Below are 20,601 nucleotides of genomic sequence, written 5' to 3'. Positions count from 1 at the left end.
CCGAACTCGTCGGCGTATGGGGAGATGAAGCCCCAGCGGCGCGACCTCACTTCATCTCCTTGGCGAAACACTGGGCCGCCCGGCGAAGGATCTCCCGTTCCAGCTGCCACTCCTTCTCTGCCTTCAGCAGCCGGGTGTTCTCCGCACGCAACCGGGCCACCTCGGCCTCCTGGGAGCCGTCCTGCCCCGGACCACCCGCCGCGGCCTGGCGGTACCACCGCCCTCGGCCGCTCGCACCCACAGCCGCAGCGTCTCGCGGGTGATGCCCAGATCAGCGGCGACATCCTTCATCGACCGCTGCCCCACCGAGGCCCTCCACAACCCCACCGCATCCGCCCGGAACTCCGGGCTGTATATCCGCCCTGCCATGTGAACCATCTTCCCGGACCATCAAGATCCGCCATCAGAGTGTCTACACCGCAGGGGGCACCTCAGTGAGGACCATGACGGGCGTCTCGGCGTGGCTCGTGTGGGCGGCGGGGAGGACGGCGGTGCGGACGTCGAGCCGGCGATGTTACGACCCAGGTTTGTTCGCGAACACCCACCGGTTGCCCGCCAGTGCATCGTTCTGCTCGGGCAGCGGGCCGCGCCCGTGCCGACGGGTGAAGTCGAAGGGGGTATGGACTGATGTGGACCAGCCCTTGCGCGCCAGATCACCTGCGGAGTCGGGCCGCGGCTCTCCATCGAACAGGTTGAGCAGGTCGATGCCGATCTGGTGTTTCGTCGAGGTGTAGAGCGGGCTGTCGCGGTATTCCAGCAAGTCCTTGTCGATCTTGACCTCGAACGCCAGAGTGCTTCCCCGCGCGCTCAACCGGTCCACCGTGTCGATGAGGTACGTCTCGGAGGCGTGGGGCAGGTAGAACAGCAGCCCCTCGGCCAGCCAGACGCTCGGTGCGGCCGGCTCGAAGCCGGAATCGGTCAGCGCTGTGGCCCAGTCGGCGCGCAGATCGACCGGGATCGGAACGCGCGTTGCCTTTGGGCTGGCCGGCAGTCCGCCGAGTACTTTGTGTTTGAACGCCAGCACGCCTTCCCTGTCGATCTCGAAGACCACGCAGCCGGGGGGCCAGTCGAGCCGGAACGCCCGCGAATCCAGCCCGGCCCCGAGCAGGACGACTTGGTGGGCGCTGCCCGCGTGCACGGACCGGAGGAGAAAGTCGTCGAGGACCCTTGTCCGCAGACCGAAGTAACGCGCGAATCGTCCCCACAGCGGGTTCGCGTCTCCGTCCGCAACCTGTTGTATGCGGACCGGCCAGCTGGCGGACGCCGGCGCGGCGAGCACAAAGTGCTCTGCGTAGACGTCTCGTGCCAGGCTGTCGTGGCGGTGGGTCTCGATCGCCCGTGCCGCGGCGACCATGAGAGCGGTCAGGCCGACACCCCCTTCCACGCCTTCCACACCGGTGTTGCGATGCGCTGTGCCGGCCATGTGTCCTCCTTTGGCGCGAGCCAGACCACGAACAGCAAGGAATACGGATGACGATCCGCGGTGAACGCACGACGTACAGTTTTGGGCGGCCTGTTCCTCGGGGCGTATCCGATGGCGCGCAGCCCTGCGGTCACCCGGTTCACAACCTCCGGCCGGTTGGGTGCAGGCCGGATCGCCGCCCGGGCCGGCCAGGCGGTGCGGTGTTTGTGGCCGCCCGTCAGGGGGCGGCCGGTCAGACGGGCAGCGGTGCTGAACGCCTCGCTCATCGGCCCCTGCTCTCCGGAACCAGGACGGGTTTGACCACGCGGCCCGCGTCGCAGTCGCGTTCGGCCTCGTTGATGTCGGTGAGCGGGTAGGTACGGATCAGCTGGTCGAAGGGAAACCGCTCGGCCTGCCACAGTCCGGTCAGCCGCGGAATCAGCAGTCTGGGCACCGCGTCCCCCTCGCAGATGTGGGAGATCCTCCGGCCCCGGTCCAGTGCCCCTGGTTCGAGCGGCAGTGCGGTGTGGAGCCGCGCCACCAGGCCGAGGTGGCCGGTCGGGCGCAGGGCCCGAAGCGCGTTGTTGATCAGATGGGCAAAGCCCGTGGTGTCCAGCGCGAACTGCGCGCCGCCGTCGGTCAGTTGCGCAATGCGGCCGGGCAGGTCGGCCGATGCAGAGTGCAGCGGGATCGCACCGAGCCGCTCGGCGAGGGCGAGCCGTCCGGGGTGCCGGTCGATGGCCACGGCTACCGCCCCGATTGCGGTGGCCGCCATCACCGCGGCCAGGCCCACTGCTCCCGCGCCGAAGACCGCGATGCCCTCGCCGGGTCCGGCGCCGAAGGAGTTGAAGATGGCTCCGGCGCCGGTGAGGAAGCCGCAGCCGAGCGGTCCGAGGAGTTCGATGGGCAGCGAGGGATCGACCCGGACGGCGTTGCGGGCCGGGACCATCGCGTACTGGGCGAACGAGGACTGGCCGAACCACCGGGGGGCCAGTTCGCCCCCGGCCGCGTCGGTGAACCGCGCCGCCATCTCCTTGCGCCCTCCGAAGAGGTTGAGCGAGGCGAAGGAGTCACAGTAGGCGGGGGCCGCGCCCAGGCAGTTCCGGCAGTGTCCGCAGGAATCGAAGCTCAGCACGACATGGTCGCCGACATTCAGGCCGGTGTCCGGGCCGCCTGTCTCCACCACGACCCCGGCCCCCTCGTGGCCGAGCACCGCCGGCAGCGGTGAGCGGCCCGCTGAACGCCTCACCGCGAGATCGGTCCGGCACATCCCGCAGCCCGCGATCCGGACCAGGACCTCGCCGTCGGCCGGCCCCGCGTTCAAGATCACCTCCTCGACAGCGAATCGGCTCTCGTACGAGCGCAGTACCGCCGCAGCGAACCTCACTGTCACGCCTCATCCGGACGGTGCACCACGAACGGCCTGAGCTTCCCGTAGAGCCCCCACGGCCCGCCCGCGACGCCGACACCGCTTTCCTTGATGCCCGCGAACGGCTGGGCGAGGGACAGTTCGGCATGGTGGTCGATCCAGGCTGTCCCGCACTCCAGCCGGTCGGCCACCGCGTCGGCCAGGCCGAGGTCGCAGCCGGCCAGCCCGAAACCGGTGTCGTTGGCCGCCTCAACGGCTTCGTCGAGGCTCCCGTACGGCAGCACCGGCAGGATGGGACCGAACTGCTCCTCCGTCACCACGGAGCTGTCGAAGGGGACATCGGCCAGGATGGCGGGGGCGTAGAAGTTGCCCGGCCCATCCAGCCAGTGGCCACCGGCCACGGCTCTGGCACCCTCTGCCCGGGCCCGGGTCGTGTAGCGCTCGACCCGGGCCGGCGCAGGGGCGTTGTTGACCGGCCCCAACTGCGATCCCGGGTCGAGCCCGGCTCCGACGACTGCGGTCTTCGCGCGCTGCGCGAGGGCCTCGACCACCTGGGAGTAGAGCCGGGCGGGGGCGTGGACGCGTTTGACCGCCATGCAGACCTGCCCGCAGTTGCGGAACGCCGCCCAGAACAGCCCGTCCGCGATCCGCTCCACATCCATGTCCTCCAGCAGGATGGCGGCGTCGTTACCGCCCAGCTCCAGGGTGACCCGGGCGAGCGAGGCCGCCGCGCCCTTGGCGACGGCCCGTCCGGTGGGGACCGAACCGGTGAAGGTCACATGGCGGATCCCCGGATGGGACGCGAGACGGGCGCCGAGGGGTTCGCGGCCGGTGACAACCGTCAATACGTCCTCGGGCAGGGCCGTGGAGATGACGGACGCCAGCAGCCGTGTGGCCAGGGGCGTGAACGGGGACGGCTCGAGCACCACCGTGTTGCCTGCGGCGAGCGCGGGCGCGAACTCCGCCGACGTGAGCTGGAGGGGATAGTTCCATGGCACGATCGCGGCGACGGGCCCCAGTGGCCGCCGGCGGATCTCGCTGCGTACCGGCTGGCCGTCTGTGATCGGCTGGGGTCCGGGGACCAGCTCGGCGAAGTAGCGCAGGCGCACCGCCGCGCGGGCGATCTCCGCGTACGACTCGGCCAGGGGTTTGCCCTGTTCACGGGTGAGCAACGGAGCGAGGCCGACCCCGGCCGCCTCCACGGCGTCGGCTGCCGCGAGCAACGTGGTGGTGCGGGCGCCAGGGTCGGCTCGCCGGCTGTGCCTGGCCTCCTGGGCCTGGTTGACGACGGCGTCCAACTTGTCCGGCTGCTGGTGGGGAGCCATCTGGAAGGCCTCGCCCGTTGCCGGATGGAGGACGGGCAAGCGCTCGCCGTGTATTCCGGGTGTGCGAGAGGGCTGAGGTATCGGCATGCCGGCGGTCAGCTCGCGGTAACGATGGCAGCTGCGTATTCCCGGGCACACCGGTCCATCTCCGCCCGGAAGGCGGCCACCAGATGCGGCTGAATCCTTCCGGCGTTGCGGTCGCCCCCCTCGCAGACCGCCCCGCGCACCCCCACGATGTCCGTGCCGATGCGGGTCAGCGCGCCGAGGTCTCCCGCTTTGATGCTGCCCGCCAGAGCGGCGAGCAGATCGGCCTCGTGGGCCAGCCGGACGAACTTTGCGCAGACGTCGGGCGGAACGTGGTCGAACAGCCGTGTCCCGTCCTTGATCGCGGTGTCGAGCATGGCCGCATCGGAGCCGGAGCGCAGGGCGATGTCCGGCAGCGCGAGCGGGCTGACGCAGCCGATCCGGTGGGCGTCGGCGTAGCCGGAGGCGACGACGAACGCGTCCGGCCGGTAGTCCTTCACCGCCCGGACAACCCCTCGCATGACCTCGATGGCCTGTTCGGGCGTCGTGCATCCGTAGAGGCCGACCTTGATATATGTGGCTCCGGAGACAGCGGCACCGAGCGCCGCCTGGGCCACCGTGCCGGGCTTGTACGGCACGTCTCCCACGGTGGCGGACACCGGCTTTCCCGCGGGGACCGCGTCGCGGATCTCCCTGATGACCCACGGGAAGTTCGCGCCGAGCGAGCCCTCGTCGGGCTTCTTGACATCGACAATGTCGAGGTGCTCCGCCGCCTTTGCGCAGTCGAGGGCCTCTTCGACGCTGTCCGGGGAGATGAGAAGCAACAACGTGGATTCCTTCCACCGCGTGTCTACCTGCCAAGGGCAGGCGCGGAGTCGTTTGGATCACGTGCGGTCTGCTCATCATTGCTGCGGCCTGTGGCCATCGGCAGGGCGCGCGGAGTCCGAACGGGGCACTGCCCTGGCTGTGCGCGCCCCTCCAGCACGCCGTCTGCACCGGTTCGAACCAGCCGCACGCAGTGCACCCGTTGCCGCACAGTCGGCGCAGCGCGAGATGCACAAGGGCGTAGCTGTTGTGTTTGTTTAATGATCTTGATCGTGGCCTGCTGTTGTTCAGCTGTATTGAGTGGTGTGTTCGCCGTGTGAGGGCAGCCGGTGTGGGGTTGGTGGGTCGGTGACGGGTGGTATGTGGGCTGAGCTGGCTGTTTGTGCTGCGCAGTGATGTTGGGTGTGGTGGCGGTTTTGCGCGGGGTAGTTGGCGCGCCTATAGGTGCCGGTGTTGTCGGTCGGTCTTGGGGCAGGTGGGCGACGACGAGCCGGTAGGAGTCGGTGACGAGCTCCCTGACGAGCTCCTTGTCGACGCCTTCTCCGCTTTCCAGGGTGATCCAGTGCTTCTTGTTCATGTGGTAGCCGGGGGTGATGTGGCTGTACTGCTCCCGCAGGGCGTGGGCCTCGTCGGGGTCCGCCTTGAGGATCACGACGGGCCGCCCCGGGATTTCGGTCATCAGCATGAACACCTTGCCGCCTACCTTGAAGACCTCCCAGGCGGGACCGAAGGGATGATCCAGCCGGGCTCCGGGGAGTTCCTCCGCGCAGTCGGCGGCGGTCTTGTGCAGGGCCGATCCGTTCATGAATGGTGAGCTCAGGTGGTGACGGACTGTGGCATCGAAGGAGGCGGGGGGATCGCCACCGCGGGCGCTGCGGCACGTTCCATCCTTCCGTCGAAGCCGACTGGAAGGCGGTAGGCTGCGGACACGTGATGGTCGACAAGCGACACCCCGACCCGAGCGGAACCGCCACCGGACCAGCTGCGGTTCCGCTGTACGGTTTCCAGCCCCCGGTCGGTACTCCCTACGGCCTTGAGGTGAGTACCGTCGAGGATTTCTTCGCCCAGCACGACGACTGGCCGTGGAACCCGCCCCGTCCGGGCCGTGCCACCTTCCACTACCTCATCGCGGTCACCGAGGGTGAGCTGCGGCACGACGTCGACCACGTCACGCGGACCGTCGCCCCCGGCCAGTGGCTGTGGGTGCGTCCCGGGCACGTGCAGTGCTGGCATCCGCCCGGCGCGGCCCGCGGCCCGTTCATCCTGTTCGAACCGGACGTGCTGCGGCCCGACCTCGCCCGTCTCCTGGCCCCGCTCACCGCGCACGAGGCCCCTGCCGTCCTCAGCCCGCACCCCGACGACACCGCCTGGCTCCAGCAGACCGCACTCCAGCTCCTGGACGAACACCGCGCACTGGGCGCCGCCCCCTCGGCATCCACCACGCCCTGCCGGCGCAGCCTGCTCGAATCGCTGCTGCTGCGCCTGGCCAACTCCCCGGGCATCGCCCCCATCGGCACGGCCACGGCCGGCACGGGCCGTGCCGACAGATACGGGCGCTTCCTGGACGCCTTGGAGCTGCACTTTCGCGAGCTGCACCAAGCCGCGGACTACGCCGAGTTGCTCGGCTGCTCGGTCCGCACCCTCAGCCGCGCCGCCCGGGACGCCACCGGCAAGGGAGTACGCGAGCTCATCGACGAGCGGCGCCTCCTGGAAGCCCGGCGCCTCCTGGAAGCCCGGCGCCTCCTGAAGCCCGGCGCCTCCTGAAGCCCGGCGCCTGCTGGCAGGCGCCCGGTGGGATGCCCGGACTGTGGCCGACCGTTGTCGACCGTCGCGCATCGTGGTGGCTGGTTGTCGTTTCCCAGTTGCCCAGGTCTCAGTCGTCCAGGACGACGACGTGCTTGCCCGGCGTGGTGGCGGACTCGACGTCGGCGTGGGCGTCACGGACCTGTTCCAGGCCGTGGTAGACCTTCGCGACCGGGACTTTGAGACGCCCTGCGGCGATGGCCTGGAGCTGGCGGGCGAAGACGTCGGCCGGGAGGTCGGCGGCCTGACCGCCGTAGGACGTCAGCCGCACCCCGCTGGGGATCATGAACGGGGGTGAAATCGGGGATCGTCCACTGGCCCGCCAGGGCTCCGGTGAAGCACCGGCTGTTCGTGGTGTTGCGCGGGCCGACCCGGGGTCGGCCGCTGTCCGCCGACGGCCTGGACGAGATCCTCGACGGCGTCCGGAAACGGACCGGATTCGCGAAGTTGACGTGCCATCAACTACGGCACACCTGCCTGACTCGGCTGCGGGAGGCAGGCATGGCTCTGGAAGCGGTACAGGCCCAGGCCGGACACCGCTCCATCGAATCGACCAGGAGCTACATCCACCTGGCCAACGCCTGGCTCGTCGAGCAGTACCTGCAGGCCAGTGCCGCCATCGACGCCGACCGGGCGGAGCCCTGATGCGCCGGGCCCGCGCCGCAGCCCTGCCGATCGTGCGTTCGGACCTCGTCGAGTTCTACCTCGCCCACCGGGCCGCGCAAGGCATGAACACCGACCACAAGGTCCGCTGGGGAGCCCGCGCTCTGCTCGCCGCAGTCCCCGACCTGGCCGACTTCTGTCGCCTGCCGCTGGAACGCCAGCTTGCCTTCAACCACGGAACCCACCGGTTCATCAGCTGGCTTTCGGTCACCGGACGTCTGCAGCCTGGGGTGGACTACCTGGTCGCACGGCGCCCGCGACTGGGCATCGTGCTCGCCCGCACGGCGCCGGAACTGCACCTGCGGTTCATGGAAACAGCCCGCACGCTCGGCTTTCGCGACACGGTGGCCATGACCCAGTTCAACCTGCTGGCCCACTTCGTCGCGCTGTTCGGAAAGCAGCCGCACGAGCTGCAGCAAAGCGACTGGGACGAAGGACGCCGCCTGCTGCTGGAGGCCGCGCGGCGCATCCCCAACCGAGGCGTCAAGGCCCTGTCGACCGCCCTGTTCAACCTGGAAGCAATGCTGTTCCACGGAGAGTTGACCGACCAGCTCCCGCGCCGACGCTCCCCGGACCACTCCGACATGCGAGCCCGGGAATGGGCCCGTGTCCCGGCCGGGATGGCGGACACCATGCACCACTACCTGCAGCAGATCGCCGGAACAATGCGGCCGGGCACCGTGAAGAACGCCGAGCTGACGCTGCGGGAATTCGCCCTCCTGGTCGCCGCCGAAGACACGGACGTCACCTGCGTCGCCGAACTCAAGCGACGGCATATCGAACGCTATCGCCAGTGGCTGCTGGAGCGGCCAGCCGCCCGCGGCGGCCCGCTGCACCGGCACACCGTCCGCGACCGCCTCAGCAAACTCCGCGGATTTTTCCGCCGCCTGGACGAGTGGGACGCCGCCGACCGGCCACCCCGCCAGCTGGTGTTCGACAGCGACTTCCCGATCGCAGACGAGCCGCTGCCCCGCTTCCTGGACGACGCAGCAGCCGCCAAGCTGCTGGCCGCCGCCCGCCAAGACCCCGATCCGTTCGCCCGGCTCGCCATCGAGATCCTCGCCCGCACCGGGATGCGCCGCAGCGAGATGCTCGGCCTCACCATCGACGCGGTCGTGCAGATAGGTTCCGCCTACTGGCTCCGCGTCCCGGTCGGCAAGATGCACACCGACCGCTACGTCCCCCTGCACCCGCAGCTGAAGACGTTGCTGGACGACTGGCTGCTCCACCGGCCCGAGGGCCTGCGCTCGAACCTGCTGTTCACCGACCACGGCCGCCCAGTCAACGCCTCCCGCATCGAGACCGCCGTCCGCAAAGCCTCCGAGCGAGCCGGACTCGGCAGAGTAACCCCGCACCAGCTCCGCCATACTCTGGCCACCCAGGCGATCAACCGGGGCATGTCCTTGGAGGCCATCGCCGCACTCCTTGGACACCGGTCCCTGTCCATGACACGTGTTTACGCCCGGATCGCCGACCGGACCGTCGCCGACGAGTACTTCACCGTCTCGGAAAAGGTCGAGGCACTCTACGATGCCCCGCCTCAGCTGCCGGCCGACGCCGAGGGAACGGAGATGGCCAAGCTCCGCAGGGAGATGCGCCGCCGGATGCTCGGCAACGGCTACTGCGCTCGCCCCGTCGAGATGGACTGCCACTTCGAGTCGATCTGCGAGTCCTGCACGTTCTTCGTCACCACGATAGAGTTCCGGCCCACCCTCGAACGCCAGCGAGACGACGCGGCGGCCAAGGGACAGCTCGCACGGGAACAGATCTTCGACGGCCTGCTGTCGCGCCTCGACGAGCAGGCCGGCTGAATCCACGATCCGCCCTCAGCCGGCCCTGGAGAGGGATCAACTCGGTGGACGTCCGAGCAGGTCAGGTGGCACGCTCCACCGCGTGACCGCCCTTCGAACCCTGGCCCAGTTCGCCTCCACAGCAGCCATCGGCCCGCTGCACTGCCACGCGACTTTGAATGAGATCGCGGCGACGCTCTGGCCGCCGCGGGATTTCGGTCGAGTGAGCAAGCGGCGGCGTTGGCCCCATCTTTTCGCCTACGGAGACGCCGAGCTCTGCGTCTGTCGCTGCCGTCGCATCACGCTGATCAGCGTGCAGACCTGGCGAGACGCCATCGAGCTTCCTGTCCCCGGAACGACGACACTCGCCACGTTCGCCGGGCCTCCCACCCACACTCAAGTCACGGCGCAGCTCAACGCAGTCGGTTGCCGCCTGAGTCCTGTGACACTCCACCAACCACCCGGACAGCTGGCCCTGCAGGTCGAGACGACAGGCGTCACTTTCACCTTCCGGGCCGAGGCCGACTCCGAGCCCCTCCTGGAGAGTGCTGGCCACTGGATCAGCAGCCACGAGTGCACACCCCCGGCAACCGACGCTCCAAATGACGGCTTCGGCGCGTGATCGAACCCGGCCGACCGATCGACTGATGACGTGCAACGTTCCCGGAGCTTGACAACGAGACCCGCATATTAGAGGGGTGCCGATGTCGATCGTCTATGACCGCACCAAGACGGTGGTCCGTCGGCATGTCGCCCCTGGTGAGGCCGTTCCGCTGCATCCGGAAGCGGTGGCGTTCGCCGGGCACTACGACTTCGACATCGACGTCCTGGCGGCCTACCGTCCTACCGGCAAAGGCCGGGTCGAGCGGCAGGTTGACATCGTCCGTGACCACGTCCTGGCCGGCCGGGCCTTCGCTTCCATCGAGGAGATGGACTCCGCGTTCATGGCCTGGGTGCCTCTGCGGCGGGCGCGAACCCACCGCACCCACGGCGAGGTCATCGGCCTGCGGGCGGTCAGAGATCACATGGCCTTGCGGCCGCTGCCCGAGACGCCCTATGTCGTCACCCAGCGGCACCTGCGGCCGGTCGGCAAGGACTGCCTCGTCGCCTTCGCCGGAAACCTCTACTCGGTTCCGGCCCGCAAGGTTCGTCCCCGCCAGCTGATCGAGGTCCGGGCCACGAAGTCCCAGGTCATGCTGCATGCGACCATCACTGATGACGACGGCTCGACGTTGCTGGCCGCCCACCCGCGAGCGGTCGGCAAAGGGGTCCGCGTCGTCGACGAAGAGCACTGGGACGGTCTGCCCGACGGCAGGAACCGCCGTGTCACCACCGGCGACATCGTGCCCCTGCCCCGCCACGAGGCACCCCTGGGCGAGGAAGCCGGCCCCCTGCAGGCCCTGCTGACCCGAGCCGCGGCCGCCAGCATCCAGGTCGGCCGACGCCCACTGTCGGTCTATGACGAACTGACCGGCACCCGCCCCTTCACCAACCAAGCGACGAAGAACCGTCTTGAGCGAGCTGACCGGCAACCGCATCCGCACCACGGCCGCGAAACTCGGCCTGCCCCACTTGGCTGAGGCTCTCAATCAGTACGCTCAGCGGGCTGATGAAGCCAAAATGGGCTACCTCGACTTCCTCGACCTGGTGCTTTCCGAGGAACTGGCCGTCCGAGACGACCGTCGCTTCCGCCAGGGCCTGCGGCTGTCGAAACTCCCGCACCACAAGACGCTGGACGACTACGACTTCTCCTTCCAGCCCGACCTCGACCCACGCAAGGTCAAGGATTTGGCCACCCTGTCGTTCGTTGAGGCCAAAGCGAACGCCCGCCCTGCTCGGCCCCGCCCGGAGTCGGCAAGACCCACACCGCCGTCGCCCTCGCCGTCGCGGCGTGTCGGGCCGGCTACCCGACCTACTTCACCAGCCTCGACGACATGGTCCGCAACCTCACGGCCGCCGAAGCCGCAGGCCGCCTGACCAGTAAACTCGGCACCTACCTCCGCCCGAGCGTCCTGGTGGTGGACGACCTTCAGCGAATGGGGCCAGGTCTTCAGCGACGAAGTGCTCGCCACTGCGATCCTCGACCGGCTTCTCCACCACTGCGACGTGATCTCGATCAACGGCCCCAGCTACCGGCTCAAGAACCGCCTCGCCGCCATCGAACGAGTCACCCAAGCGGCCTGACCAGCAAGAACACGGAGCCTTTCAGCGGATAACCGTGATCTCCGGAAGGGGCTGCTGCCACTCACCCAGCTCCTCAACGAGAACCCGGCGGGCCAACCGCCGGGCCAGAGCCCACCCCTCATCGGTGGACAGCGCATGCCTTGTCCATCGATCAGCGTTGTCCCCGCCGCTCATCCCACTGATGATCGCGTCGATCTCCTGCAGGTCAGCCATGACTCCGCGATCGACTTGCCCTTCCTCCACCAACGACCAGGCCATGCGGAAGGCGTGATCGAAGTCCAGGGCGATCTCGTCCGTCATCACTGCATGCCTGACCAGCCAGGCCACCTGGGCCTGGGCATCGGCCGCCAACACGGTCAGCGACTCGATCAACAGGCGCCGACGGAACGAAGGATCAGAACTCTCCACACCTCGATCGTCGCACGCATCCACCTCTCGCGAGCCCACAGACGAACATCCGGCTGAGTAGATTTATCCGTACCTACCTGAGCACTTTCGCGAGTACGCCGACACCTGCTGAGCATTCTCGTGGAGCACATGGAGAATCGGTACAGCCATCTCCACGCGCTCTTGGAACAAGCTGCTGGTGCTGCCCGCGGAGCAATCGTCGCCGTCGACGGCTGTGTATACCAGCGGCTGTGGAGCCGGGCCGATGAACGACGCGTCAGGCTCGGGGGAAGCGCGAACGTCCGTGTCCGCGACCAAAGCAGCGGCAAGTCCATCAACGTCACGGCAGCCGAGGACGCCGCTTTCCGGGAGTGGGCGATCGTCGAAGTTCTCCGTCATTCGGGCGTCCGCATCGAAGAGGCACTCGAACTCACTCATCTCAGTATCCGGCAGTACCAGCGGCCAGGCGGGGAAGTAATTGCCCTACTCGTGGTCGCCCCATCCAAGAGTGACCGGGAACGCGTCATCCCGATGTCCGCGGAGCTATTCGGCGTCATCGCCTCCATCATCCGGCGTCACACGCGCGACGGCCGCACAATCCCACTCTTGCCGCGCTACGACCCTCACGAGCGCCGCAGCAGTGCGCCCATGCCGTTCCTGTTTCAACGGCGGATCGGCACGAACCACGAGGTCATCTCCGATACCACTGTCGTCAACATGCTCAAACGCCGTTGCGGAGAACTCGCAGAAGACCATCCCGCCTTCCACTCCGCCGACTTCACCCCACATGATTTCCGCCGGCTCCTCGCCACCGACCTGGTGAACCATCTCCCGATCCATGTCGGTGCTGCTCTGCTCGGCCACTTGAATCTGCAAACAACTCGTGGCTACGTCGCCGTGTTCAACGAAGATGTCGTCCGCCACTATCAGGGATTTTTCGACCGTCGCCGCCAGGCTCGCCCCGCAGACGAGTACCGTCCGGTCACTGACACCGAGTGGCGAGGATTTGAAGAGCCAGCGGCTGGCTCGCATCGCGTCGGTCAACCTCGGCATGCCGGGTCTCCGGTCTGCCGAGGGCGACCGATGATCAGAACTCGTCGATCAAACGTCGGCAAGGATCGCAGCTTTCAGTCGATCGTACTCGTCGACAGCAACGGGCACACCGTCGAAGCAGTCCTCCCAGAAGCCGGCGCGCTGCCATTCACGCGGTGCCAAGGTCAGCCTGCCCGTCCTCCAGTTGTGCGACCCAGCAGCTTGGCATTCGACTGCTCACGACCGTGAACATGGCTGCGTCCCAAAGCCCTGGGCTGTCCCGGTACTCCGAGGTGTCGAGCAGCTCAGGGATACGGGCCAGCACTCGGGGGTTCGCAGTAGTGAGGACTTCCAGCACCGGGTACTCCGCTCCGACGCGAATGGAGGGGTGATCAGCCACGACCTCGGACGATCACGCGGGCAGCCTACGCAGGCGCAAGGTCTGCTCGACCCGTCGGGTTGCAAAGTGCAGAGAAGGTTCCTGGCCGGGTGGGGGCTGGCATGGGACCGGGTCACGCGGGTGGATAGCCGGGACTTCGCCCGCTGGATGCAGGTGGCGCCGAAGCCGGTCCGCGTCCACTGGCGCCGTCGGACCTCCAGCGGCACTGCCGCGGCTTCGGTACGGCCTCTGGTAGGCGTGCCGAATCCGGTGACCGGCCGGGCCGCGCCGGGAGCGATGTACTCGGCGCGGACGCGGGTGCACAGCGAGGCTGTGCTGCGGTCGTTCTACGCTTTCCACCTGGAGGAGGGCACGGGCCCGATCATCAATCCGTTTCCCGCAGGGCGGGACCGCCGACCGGCTGCCGCGGGCGGTTCGGCCCAGAGATCGGGCGGAGGCCGCTACCGGCCGTCGGTCCCGGCCCGGCTGCCGCGGCGGATCCCTGATCACAGGTTCAACGAGCTGTTCGCCGCTCTGCGCTACCACCGGGACCGGGCCCTGCTGGCGTTCTGGGTCTCCAACGGCGCTCGTGCCGAAGAACTGCTGACGAGCTGCCAGAGTGACCCGCTGCCGGGCGATCAGCTGCTCGGAGTGATCCGCAAAGGAACACGGGCATATCAGCAGCTGCCGTCGTTCCCGGACGCCTTCGTGTGGCTGCGGCTCTACCAGGAGGAGGCATGGCGGGCGGGGGTGCCGCGGGATCCGACGGCGAAATTGTGGCGGACACTACGGCGGTTCCGTCCCCTGACCTACCACGCGGCACGGGCCATGCTGAACCGGGCCAACGCCCTGCTGGGTGCGAACTGGACACTTCACGATCTGCGGCATACCGCCACGTACCGGATGCACGGGATCCGAAGCTGGCGCTGACGGACGTCCAGTGGGTCCTAGGCCACGCTCATCTGACGACCACCCAGATCTACGTGCCAGCTGGCCGCGACGAAATCGTCGAGGCCGTACGGGCGCACCATGGTCGCCAGGAACGGCTGGCCCGGCTCCCGGCGGTGCCCGCCGCCGGATACCGGGCCCAGGCCCTCACCGACCTGTTCGGAGGATCCTGGTGAAGGCCCGTCTCCGGCATCTGACCGGCGCGGCGGCCGCTGGCCCCGGCGAGCGGCTGCGGGTGCCCCAGGCCGCAGGCGGGCCATTGGAACAGGCCCGCGCCCGGTTTCCCGCCCGCGAGGCCGGGACGCGGTGGCCGATGACGTACAAGCCCGCACAGGAAATCCTCGCCACGCTGCGGATGCCGCCGTACCACCCGGCCGTCGCCAACACCGGCTGGTACCGGCTGACGGGGGCCGCGCGATCCTCACCTGGCTGGCCGGTTTTCCCGGGACGAGCTGGCAGGAGCGATGGGAAGCCTCGCCGGCGGCGGCCTGTCCGCGCCGGTGGGCCGAGCAGGGAGCAACCTGGATCGCCTCGGCCACCGGCGTGACGCGGTGGGGCACCGTGCAGTCCGGACTGCTGACACTGGCCGGGGCCGACGTCGTGCGCATGCCGCTGAGTTGGCTGGTCAGCCATCGCAGCATGCATCTGCGGGAGTTTGCCGAGGAGGTTCGTGCCCCGGACGGGTTCGCCCAGCTGGAGGCGCACGTCGATCCAGGGCGATGGTCGGCGCTTGCGGGTGGCAAAGCCCGTCTGGCGCTGGCCAGGATCCTCCTCGCCAAGGGGGGCGGCCTGGCGGACATCACCGTCGGCGACGCGATCGAGTATGACACCGTGGTGCGCGAGGCGGGAGGCACCAGAAGCGGGTGCGCGAGCACCCTGTTCTACTCCTGGCTGCGCGAGCTGGGCCATCTGCCCCCGACGCGCCCACGACACTGCGGCTTTGCTGGGCCGGCTCACCGGTCAGCTCACCTGCGAACAGCTGGTGGACCGGCACGGGGTGGAGAGTGCGCAGGTCCGGGGGCTGCTGATCGACTACCTGGAGGAGCGGCGGCACCGGCTGGACTACAGCACGCTGGACAACCTGGCCCGCAACCTGACCCGGGACTTCTGGTCTGATCTGGAACGGCACCACCCCGGCATCGCTTCCCTGGATCTGCCACCGGAGGTGGTCACCGCCTGGAAGGAACGCCTGCGCACGCGGATCCAGCGGCGCAGACGCCTGGACGGCACCGTGGAGGAGACGGTGGTCGAGCGGGCCGACCGGGCCCTGCTGATGATGGCGGTGCGCGCGTTCTATCTCGACATCGCACGCTGGGCGGTGGAGGAGCCGGCCCGCTGGGGGCCATGGGCGGCGCCGTGCCCGATCAAGGAAGCGGAGACCCTGGACGCCAAGCGCACCAAGCGGGTCAAAGCCCGCATGGACCAGCGCACCCGCGAACGTCTCCCTGCCCTGGAAACCTTTGCCCGGGCCGCAGCCGACCGCCACCGCCACCGCCTGGCTGGTCTGGACGCCCTGCGCGCAGTGCCGCCGGGCGCGACCTTCACAGTCGGCGGCGCTGTCTTCGTCCGCACCAAGAACGGCGGTGCCGGCGCCCGCGACGCGGCCGGGACGCTCCTGCACTTCGACCCCGCCGAGCACCGCGCTTTCTGGGCCTGGGCAGCGGTGGAGTTCCTTGCGACACACCGGCGCCCGCATCGAGGAGATGCTGGAGACCAGTCACCATGCCCTGGTCCAGTACCGCCTGCCCACGACCGGCGAAATCGTCCCCCTGCTCCAGATCGCCCCTTCCAAGACCGACCAGGAGCGCGTCCTGCTCGTCAGCCCCGAACTCGCCGACGTCCTGGCCGCCATCGTCCGCCGGGTCCGCGACCCGCGTACCGGTGCCATCCCGCTGCTGGCCGCCTACGACTACGAAGAACGCACCTGGAACCCGCCCGCTCCGCTGCTGTTCCAGTGGGACCGCGCCGGAGAGCCCTCTCGCATGAGCGGCGAATTCATCCGTTGCGCGCTGGCCGAGGTCCTCGCCTTCATCGGCCTCACCGACACAACCGGCCGACCCATGGACTTCGCGCCGCACGACTTCCGGCGCATGTTCATCACCGACGCCATCCGCTCCGGTCTGCCACCCCACATCGCCCAGGTCATCGTCGGCCACAACAACATCAACACCACCATGGGTTACAACGCCGTCTACCCCACCGAGACCATCGAAGCCCACCGCGCCTTCATCACCCGCCGCCGCACCCTGCGCCCCGCCGGGGAGTACCGCACCCCCACCGATACCGAGTGGGAGGACTTCCTTGGTCACTTCGAGCGCCGAAAGGTTGCTGTCGGCACCTGCGCCCGCGCGTACGGAACAGCGTGCATCCACGAGCACGCTTGCGTCAGATGCTCACTCCTTCGGCCTGACCCGGCCCAACGGGCGCGGCTTGCCGAGATCCACGACAACTTTATCGCCCGAATCGCCGAAGCCGAGACGGAAGGCTGGCTCGGCGAGATCGAAGGTCTCCAGGTCAGCCTGGCTGGCGCCGAGGAGAAGCTCCGCCAGCTCGATCGGGGCCACGGGCAGCAGACGGCCGTGGACCTTGGCATCCCTGCTATGCGCGGTGATTGAGCGCTGACGATGCTGCGGACGCCCAGGTCGGCGCGACGGACCGGGGTGGTCTGGTCGACTATGACGGTGCAGCCTGCCCAGTGTCCGCCGCACTCTTCGACCATGGACCGCCAGCCGACGCCTGGCTGCCCGTCTCGATCCAGTCGTCGCCCGTAGACGATCCATCTGGTCCGGGTCACGAACGAGGCCACAAGGGCACGATCCCTCAAAGGGCTGCGCAGCCGTCAGAGCCACGTGGATTGGGCCACGACCCCGACGGCGCGTCGCCGATCCTCACAGCAGGGGCGCTCCTGTCGCTGCGCGGACCTCGGCTGCCGTGACTCCCGGCGCGATCTCCCGCAGGGCGAGCCCTTCGGGATCTCCCGCAGGGCGAGCCCTTCGGCGGTCACGTCGATGACCGCGAGATCGGTGATGATCTGCTGGACCACACCCCGGCCGGTCAGCGGCAGGGTGCACTGGGGAAGGATCTTCGGGGAGCCGTCCTTGGCGACGTGCTCCATGAGCACGATGACCCGCCGGGCTCCGTGGACGAGGTCCATGGCGCCGCCCATGCCCTTGACCAGTTTGCCGGGGACGGCCCAGTTGGCCAGGTCGCCGTACTGCGCGACCTGCATGGCGCCCAGGACCGCGACGTCGAGATGACCGCCACGGATCATTCCGAACGACAGGGCCGAGTCGAAGAATGAGGCTCCCGGCAGCGTGGTGACGGTCTCCTTGCCCGCGTTGATCAGGTCCGGGTCGACCTCGGCGGCGGACGGGTACGGGCCGGTGCCGAGGATGCCGTTCTCGCTGTGCAGCACGACGCGGACACCGGCCGGCACGTGCTGAGGGATGAGCGTCGGGAGACCGATGCCGAGATTGACGTACTGGCCGTCGCGGAGCTCGGCGGCGGCGCGGGCGGCCATCTGGTGCCGGGTCAGACTCATGCCGCCGCTCCCGGGTTGCTGACGGTGCGCTTCTCGATACGCTTCTCCACCCCGGGAGCGTGTACTACGTACTGCACGAACACTCCTGGGAGATGTATGTCGTCCGGCGCGATCTCGCCCGGCTCGACCAGATCCTCGACCTCCGCGATCGTGATCCGGCCCGCCATGGCGCACAGCGGGTTGAAGTTCCGTGCGGACTTGTCGAATACGAGGTTGCCGTGCCGGTCGCCCTTGGCGGCGGCGACGAGGGCGAAGTCGGTGACGATGGCCTCCTCCAGCACGTGGGGCCGTCCTGCGAACTCCCGGGTCTCCTTGGCGGGTGAGGCCACCATGACGGTGCCGTCGGCGGCGTAGCGCCACGGCAGGCCGCCCTCGGCGATCTGGGTGCCTACCCCGGCGGGGGTGTAGAACGCCGGGATGCCGCAACCGCCGGCGCGGAGGCGCTCGGCGAGCGAACCCTGCGGGCACAGCTCGACTTCGAGTTCGCCCGACAGGTACTGGCGGGCGAACTCCTTGTTCTCTCCCACGTACGAGCTGGTGGCGCGGGCGATCCGGTGGTCGGCCAGCAGCGGGCCCAGTCCCCAGTCGTCGACGCCGCAGTTGTTGGACACGACCTGAAGGTCGCTGACACCTGTGCGTTGCACGGCGGCGATGAGTGTCGTGGGTATGCCGCAGAGACCGAAGCCGCCCACGGCGATACTGGCCCCGTCTGCGATGCCGACGACCGCGTCGTCGGCTGTGATCACTTTGTCCATGGTCGTGCGTCTTTCGTTTGTTGACCCTCTGGAGACGACGCCGGCGGTGCGTCCGTTCGTCGAAGAACGTGCGTTGACCGACCGGGATGCCGGGTGCAGCCAGTCCGGCCCGGGTGACGGGCCGGACTGGCTGCACCCCTGGCGACGTCCGGTTCGAAGGCGAGTGCTACCGGTTGCTGGTTGTGGTGCCGTCTGGAGCCGACGGGGCAGCGCCGCCCTGGCCGGCCGGTCCTGTGCGGACCTTTATGCGGACACCACGTTGTTGCGCAGTCGGCCGATCCCTTCGATCTCGGCCTCTACGACGTCACCCGGCCGCAGGTACGTGCTGGAGACGAATCCCACGCCGGAGGGAGTGCCGGTGAGGATCACGTCGCCGGCTTCGAGAGGCGTGGAGGCGGAGACGGCCGCGATGATCTCGGGCACGGAGAACACCATGTTCTGGGTGTTGCTGTCCTGGCGCAGTTCGCTGTTGAGCCGGGTGGTGACGCGCAAGGAGAGCGATTGAGTGAAGTCCTCGATCGTGACCAGGGCGGGCCCCATGGGTTTGAAGGCGGGAAAGCTCTTGCTGCGCAAGATGCCCGAGGGATCGACGAGGACGCCGCCGGTCATCGCGGCGAGCTGCACATCGCGGGCGGAGACGTCGTTGGCGACGGTCAGCCCCGCGACGTGGCTCCACGCCTGTGAAGCGGGGATGTCCTTGCCCGGCTTGCCGATGACGACGGCGAGTTCGGCTTCGTAGTCGACATGGTCGGGCGCCTCGGCCGGCAGGATGATGCTGGAGTGCGGGCCGACCACCATGTCGCCGCCGATGGAGCCGAACATCACCGAAGTCGGCAGTGCCAGCCCGACCTCCGCGGCGTGGTCCCTGTAGTTCAGCCCTACGAGCACTACTTTCCCGGGGGTGCCCACGGGGGGCAGCAGCCTGGTCTCCTCGGCCTGGAGGGGAAGCCTTCTGCGGACCGGCGCCGTCCGTGCCAGGCCGATGTCGTCTTTGAGCAGGGATCCGGCATCGGGGTGAGGAAGATCGAGTACGAGGAGCTCGTCGCCCTCACCCCGGGCCAGCCCGTACTGGGTACGGTAGAGACGCAAGCTCATGCACTTCCCGCGAGTATGGTCGTCGTCCTGCGCGACAGGCGCCACACATGCTGCTCGTCGCGTACGAACCGGTCGGTCAGCCGCGAAACCGCCCGAGGGGACGTTCCGTCCGTGCCGAGATGGAACAACTGCAGGACTGTCTCCGTCTTGGCCACGTCGGGGGTCAGGAGCCGGAACAGTGGCTCCCCGGGCAGGTGCAGACGCCTGATGCCGTCGGTCTCCCGCTGGGCCAGGGCGGCGCGCAGCGCGTCGCCGGAGATGACGGTGTTGCCGAGGACCAGTTCCCCGTCGTCGGTGAACAGCTCCAGCGCCTTGGTGGCCTGGCCGCTGTCGACCAGCCGCAACGACGTGGTGACGATGTCCAGGCAGGCGGTGCGCGCCTTCAGGAAGTCGACATCGGACTCCTGGCCGACCACCGGGGCCTGCGCGGTCACCACGTCGGGGTCACCAGCGCGGCCTGGGACTCTCCGGCCCTCAGCCTCGTGAGCATCTCGTCCGGGTCGAAGGGGACGCCGACGGGGTTCCTCCGGAAGGAGTCCGACTCCATGAAGGCGGTGCCCTCGTCTGCGGTGTCGAAGTTGTCGATCTGCAACTCGATGTTGTTGCCGTCCGGGTCGGCGTAGTACAGCGAGGTGGTCGTCCCGTGGTTGATCACGGTGACAGGCTTGATCCCGTTCCCCGCGAGCCGCTCGTAGTTCTCAAGCAGATCGAGCAGCGATCCATAGGTGAAGGCGATGTGCATCAGGCCGTGCGGCGGCAGGGTGGACAGATCGACCGGAAGCTCGGCCGTGTCCTTGCCCGAGCCCGCGAGTTCCTCAGCGCCGTCACCGCCGTGCTCCGCCGCCAGCTTGGCGATCCCGTCGGGGTCGGTCAGCGCGATCCGGTGGTGCTCGTCGTCGTACGTGAGGAACGCCAGAGCCGGATTCTCGTGTACGACCCGCGCCTGCAGCACATCGAGGTACCAGTCCCGCATCTGCGGCATCTGCCGCGTCCACAAGACCACGTGCGCCAGCTTCTCCGGTGAGGCCATGGCCTTCTCCTTCTCCGTCGGTTCTTGCCATGACCGCGCTCGTGCGGTC

The 20,601-nt window shown here is 68.6% G+C and carries 18 protein-coding genes and 7 pseudogenes; 10 read left to right on the top strand and 15 right to left on the bottom strand.

Annotation, left to right across the window (positions count from 1 at the left end; translation table 11 throughout):
- Positions 1-46: 46 nt before the first annotated feature.
- From PV419_RS41425 to PV419_RS41395, 8 genes and pseudogenes are all read right to left on the bottom strand, one after another.
- Positions 47-241, bottom strand: coding sequence for a hypothetical protein (locus PV419_RS41425; RefSeq protein ID WP_319697919.1), 195 nt, complete (start codon positions 239-241; stop codon positions 47-49).
- An 11-nt stretch (positions 242-252) separates the two neighbouring features.
- A pseudogene (locus PV419_RS53550) lies at positions 253-369 on the bottom strand (hypothetical protein); the annotation flags it as partial.
- A 145-nt stretch (positions 370-514) separates the two neighbouring features.
- On the bottom strand, positions 515-1,423 hold the full coding sequence (locus PV419_RS41420) for a class I SAM-dependent methyltransferase (protein WP_319697917.1): 909 nt from the start codon (positions 1,421-1,423) through the stop codon (positions 515-517).
- Entirely contained in the window at positions 1,363-1,689 is a 327-nt protein-coding gene (locus tag PV419_RS41415) for a hypothetical protein (RefSeq protein ID WP_319697915.1), read from the bottom strand. The genes PV419_RS41420 and PV419_RS41415 overlap by 61 nt, the downstream gene beginning before the upstream one ends.
- Positions 1,686-2,789 (bottom strand): NAD(P)-dependent alcohol dehydrogenase, encoded by a 1,104-nt coding sequence (locus PV419_RS41410; RefSeq protein WP_319697914.1) that lies wholly within the window; start codon positions 2,787-2,789, stop codon positions 1,686-1,688. Before PV419_RS41410 ends, PV419_RS41415 begins: the two co-directional genes overlap by 4 nt.
- Positions 2,790-2,791: 2 nt before the next feature.
- A complete protein-coding gene (locus PV419_RS41405; RefSeq protein WP_319697912.1) occupies positions 2,792-4,183 on the bottom strand; it encodes an aldehyde dehydrogenase family protein in 1,392 nt (463 codons plus the stop codon).
- A gap of 8 nt (positions 4,184-4,191) precedes the next feature.
- Complete coding sequence (locus tag PV419_RS41400) at positions 4,192-4,947, bottom strand: (5-formylfuran-3-yl)methyl phosphate synthase (protein ID WP_319697910.1); 756 nt, start codon at positions 4,945-4,947, stop codon at positions 4,192-4,194.
- 425 nt (positions 4,948-5,372) lie between these two features.
- Positions 5,373-5,750, bottom strand: a pseudogene (locus tag PV419_RS41395) (MmcQ/YjbR family DNA-binding protein); the annotation flags it as partial.
- Positions 5,751-5,875: 125 nt separating this feature from the next.
- Here PV419_RS41395 and PV419_RS41390 point away from each other — a divergent pair.
- Positions 5,876-6,685 (top strand): annotated as a pseudogene (locus tag PV419_RS41390) (AraC family transcriptional regulator); the annotation flags it as partial.
- 133 nt (positions 6,686-6,818) lie between these two features.
- Here the strand turns inward: PV419_RS41390 and PV419_RS41385 are convergent.
- Positions 6,819-7,089: pseudogene (locus PV419_RS41385) on the bottom strand (zinc-binding dehydrogenase); the annotation flags it as partial.
- On the opposite strand from PV419_RS41385, the gene PV419_RS41380 reads away from it, so the two are divergent.
- From PV419_RS41380 to PV419_RS41360, 5 genes and pseudogenes are all read left to right on the top strand, one after another.
- Positions 7,043-7,393 carry a tyrosine-type recombinase/integrase gene (locus tag PV419_RS41380; protein WP_319697922.1) on the top strand — a complete coding sequence of 117 codons (351 nt, stop codon included), beginning with the start codon at positions 7,043-7,045 and terminating at the stop codon, positions 7,391-7,393. The pseudogene PV419_RS41385 and the gene PV419_RS41380 overlap by 47 nt on opposite strands.
- Positions 7,393-9,222, top strand: coding sequence for a tyrosine-type recombinase/integrase (locus tag PV419_RS41375; RefSeq protein WP_319697909.1), 1,830 nt, complete (start codon positions 7,393-7,395; stop codon positions 9,220-9,222). Before PV419_RS41380 ends, PV419_RS41375 begins: the two co-directional genes overlap by 1 nt.
- An 82-nt stretch (positions 9,223-9,304) precedes the next feature.
- Complete coding sequence (locus tag PV419_RS41370; RefSeq protein WP_319697907.1) at positions 9,305-9,823, top strand: hypothetical protein; 519 nt, start codon at positions 9,305-9,307, stop codon at positions 9,821-9,823.
- 64 nt (positions 9,824-9,887) lie between these two features.
- Positions 9,888-10,703: pseudogene (locus PV419_RS41365) on the top strand (Mu transposase domain-containing protein); the annotation flags it as partial.
- A gap of 10 nt (positions 10,704-10,713) precedes the next feature.
- Positions 10,714-11,385 (top strand): annotated as a pseudogene (locus tag PV419_RS41360) (ATP-binding protein).
- Between the two features lie 21 nt (positions 11,386-11,406).
- Here PV419_RS41360 and PV419_RS41355 read toward each other — a convergent pair.
- Positions 11,407-11,793, bottom strand: a complete 387-nt coding sequence (locus tag PV419_RS41355) for a hypothetical protein (protein WP_319697905.1) — start codon at positions 11,791-11,793, stop codon at positions 11,407-11,409.
- 129 nt (positions 11,794-11,922) lie between these two features.
- Here PV419_RS41355 and PV419_RS41350 point away from each other — a divergent pair, with 129 nt between their 5' ends.
- The 4 genes from PV419_RS41350 to PV419_RS41335 all read left to right on the top strand — a co-directional run bounded on the left by PV419_RS41350 (position 11,923) and on the right by PV419_RS41335 (position 16,746).
- Positions 11,923-13,053 (top strand): site-specific integrase, encoded by a 1,131-nt coding sequence (locus tag PV419_RS41350; protein WP_319697903.1) that lies wholly within the window; start codon positions 11,923-11,925, stop codon positions 13,051-13,053.
- A 388-nt stretch (positions 13,054-13,441) separates the two neighbouring features.
- A complete protein-coding gene (locus PV419_RS41345) occupies positions 13,442-14,113 on the top strand; it encodes a site-specific integrase (RefSeq protein ID WP_319697901.1) in 672 nt (223 codons plus the stop codon).
- Between the two features lie 53 nt (positions 14,114-14,166).
- Entirely contained in the window at positions 14,167-14,307 is a 141-nt protein-coding gene (locus tag PV419_RS41340; RefSeq protein ID WP_319697899.1) for a hypothetical protein, read from the top strand.
- Between the two features lie 1,497 nt (positions 14,308-15,804).
- Complete coding sequence (locus PV419_RS41335) at positions 15,805-16,746, top strand: site-specific integrase (RefSeq protein WP_319697898.1); 942 nt, start codon at positions 15,805-15,807, stop codon at positions 16,744-16,746.
- A gap of 273 nt (positions 16,747-17,019) precedes the next feature.
- On the opposite strand, the pseudogene PV419_RS41330 reads toward PV419_RS41335, so the two are convergent.
- The 5 genes and pseudogenes from PV419_RS41330 to PV419_RS41310 form a co-directional block, all read right to left on the bottom strand.
- Positions 17,020-17,672: pseudogene (locus tag PV419_RS41330) on the bottom strand (CoA transferase subunit B).
- Positions 17,669-18,427, bottom strand: a complete 759-nt coding sequence (locus PV419_RS41325; protein ID WP_319697897.1) for a CoA transferase subunit A — start codon at positions 18,425-18,427, stop codon at positions 17,669-17,671. The pseudogene PV419_RS41330 and the gene PV419_RS41325 overlap by 4 nt, the downstream one beginning before the upstream one ends.
- A gap of 243 nt (positions 18,428-18,670) precedes the next feature.
- Positions 18,671-19,522, bottom strand: coding sequence for a fumarylacetoacetate hydrolase family protein (locus tag PV419_RS41320; RefSeq protein ID WP_319697895.1), 852 nt, complete (start codon positions 19,520-19,522; stop codon positions 18,671-18,673).
- Positions 19,519-19,956 (bottom strand): nuclear transport factor 2 family protein, encoded by a 438-nt coding sequence (locus tag PV419_RS41315; protein ID WP_319697893.1) that lies wholly within the window; start codon positions 19,954-19,956, stop codon positions 19,519-19,521. Before PV419_RS41315 ends, PV419_RS41320 begins: the two co-directional genes overlap by 4 nt.
- The gene (locus PV419_RS41310; RefSeq protein WP_319697892.1) at positions 19,953-20,552 is read right to left on the bottom strand and encodes a VOC family protein; all 600 of its coding nucleotides are present in this window, start codon (positions 20,550-20,552) and stop codon (positions 19,953-19,955) included. The genes PV419_RS41315 and PV419_RS41310 overlap by 4 nt, the downstream gene beginning before the upstream one ends.
- Positions 20,553-20,601: the final 49 nt, after the last annotated feature.

The organism is Streptomyces sp. ME19-01-6 (assembly GCF_033793745.1).
Lineage (GTDB): Bacteria > Actinomycetota > Actinomycetes > Streptomycetales > Streptomycetaceae > Streptomyces.
The sequence above is the reverse complement of the archived record's forward strand: the minus strand, read 5'-3'. Positions and strand labels throughout refer to the sequence as shown.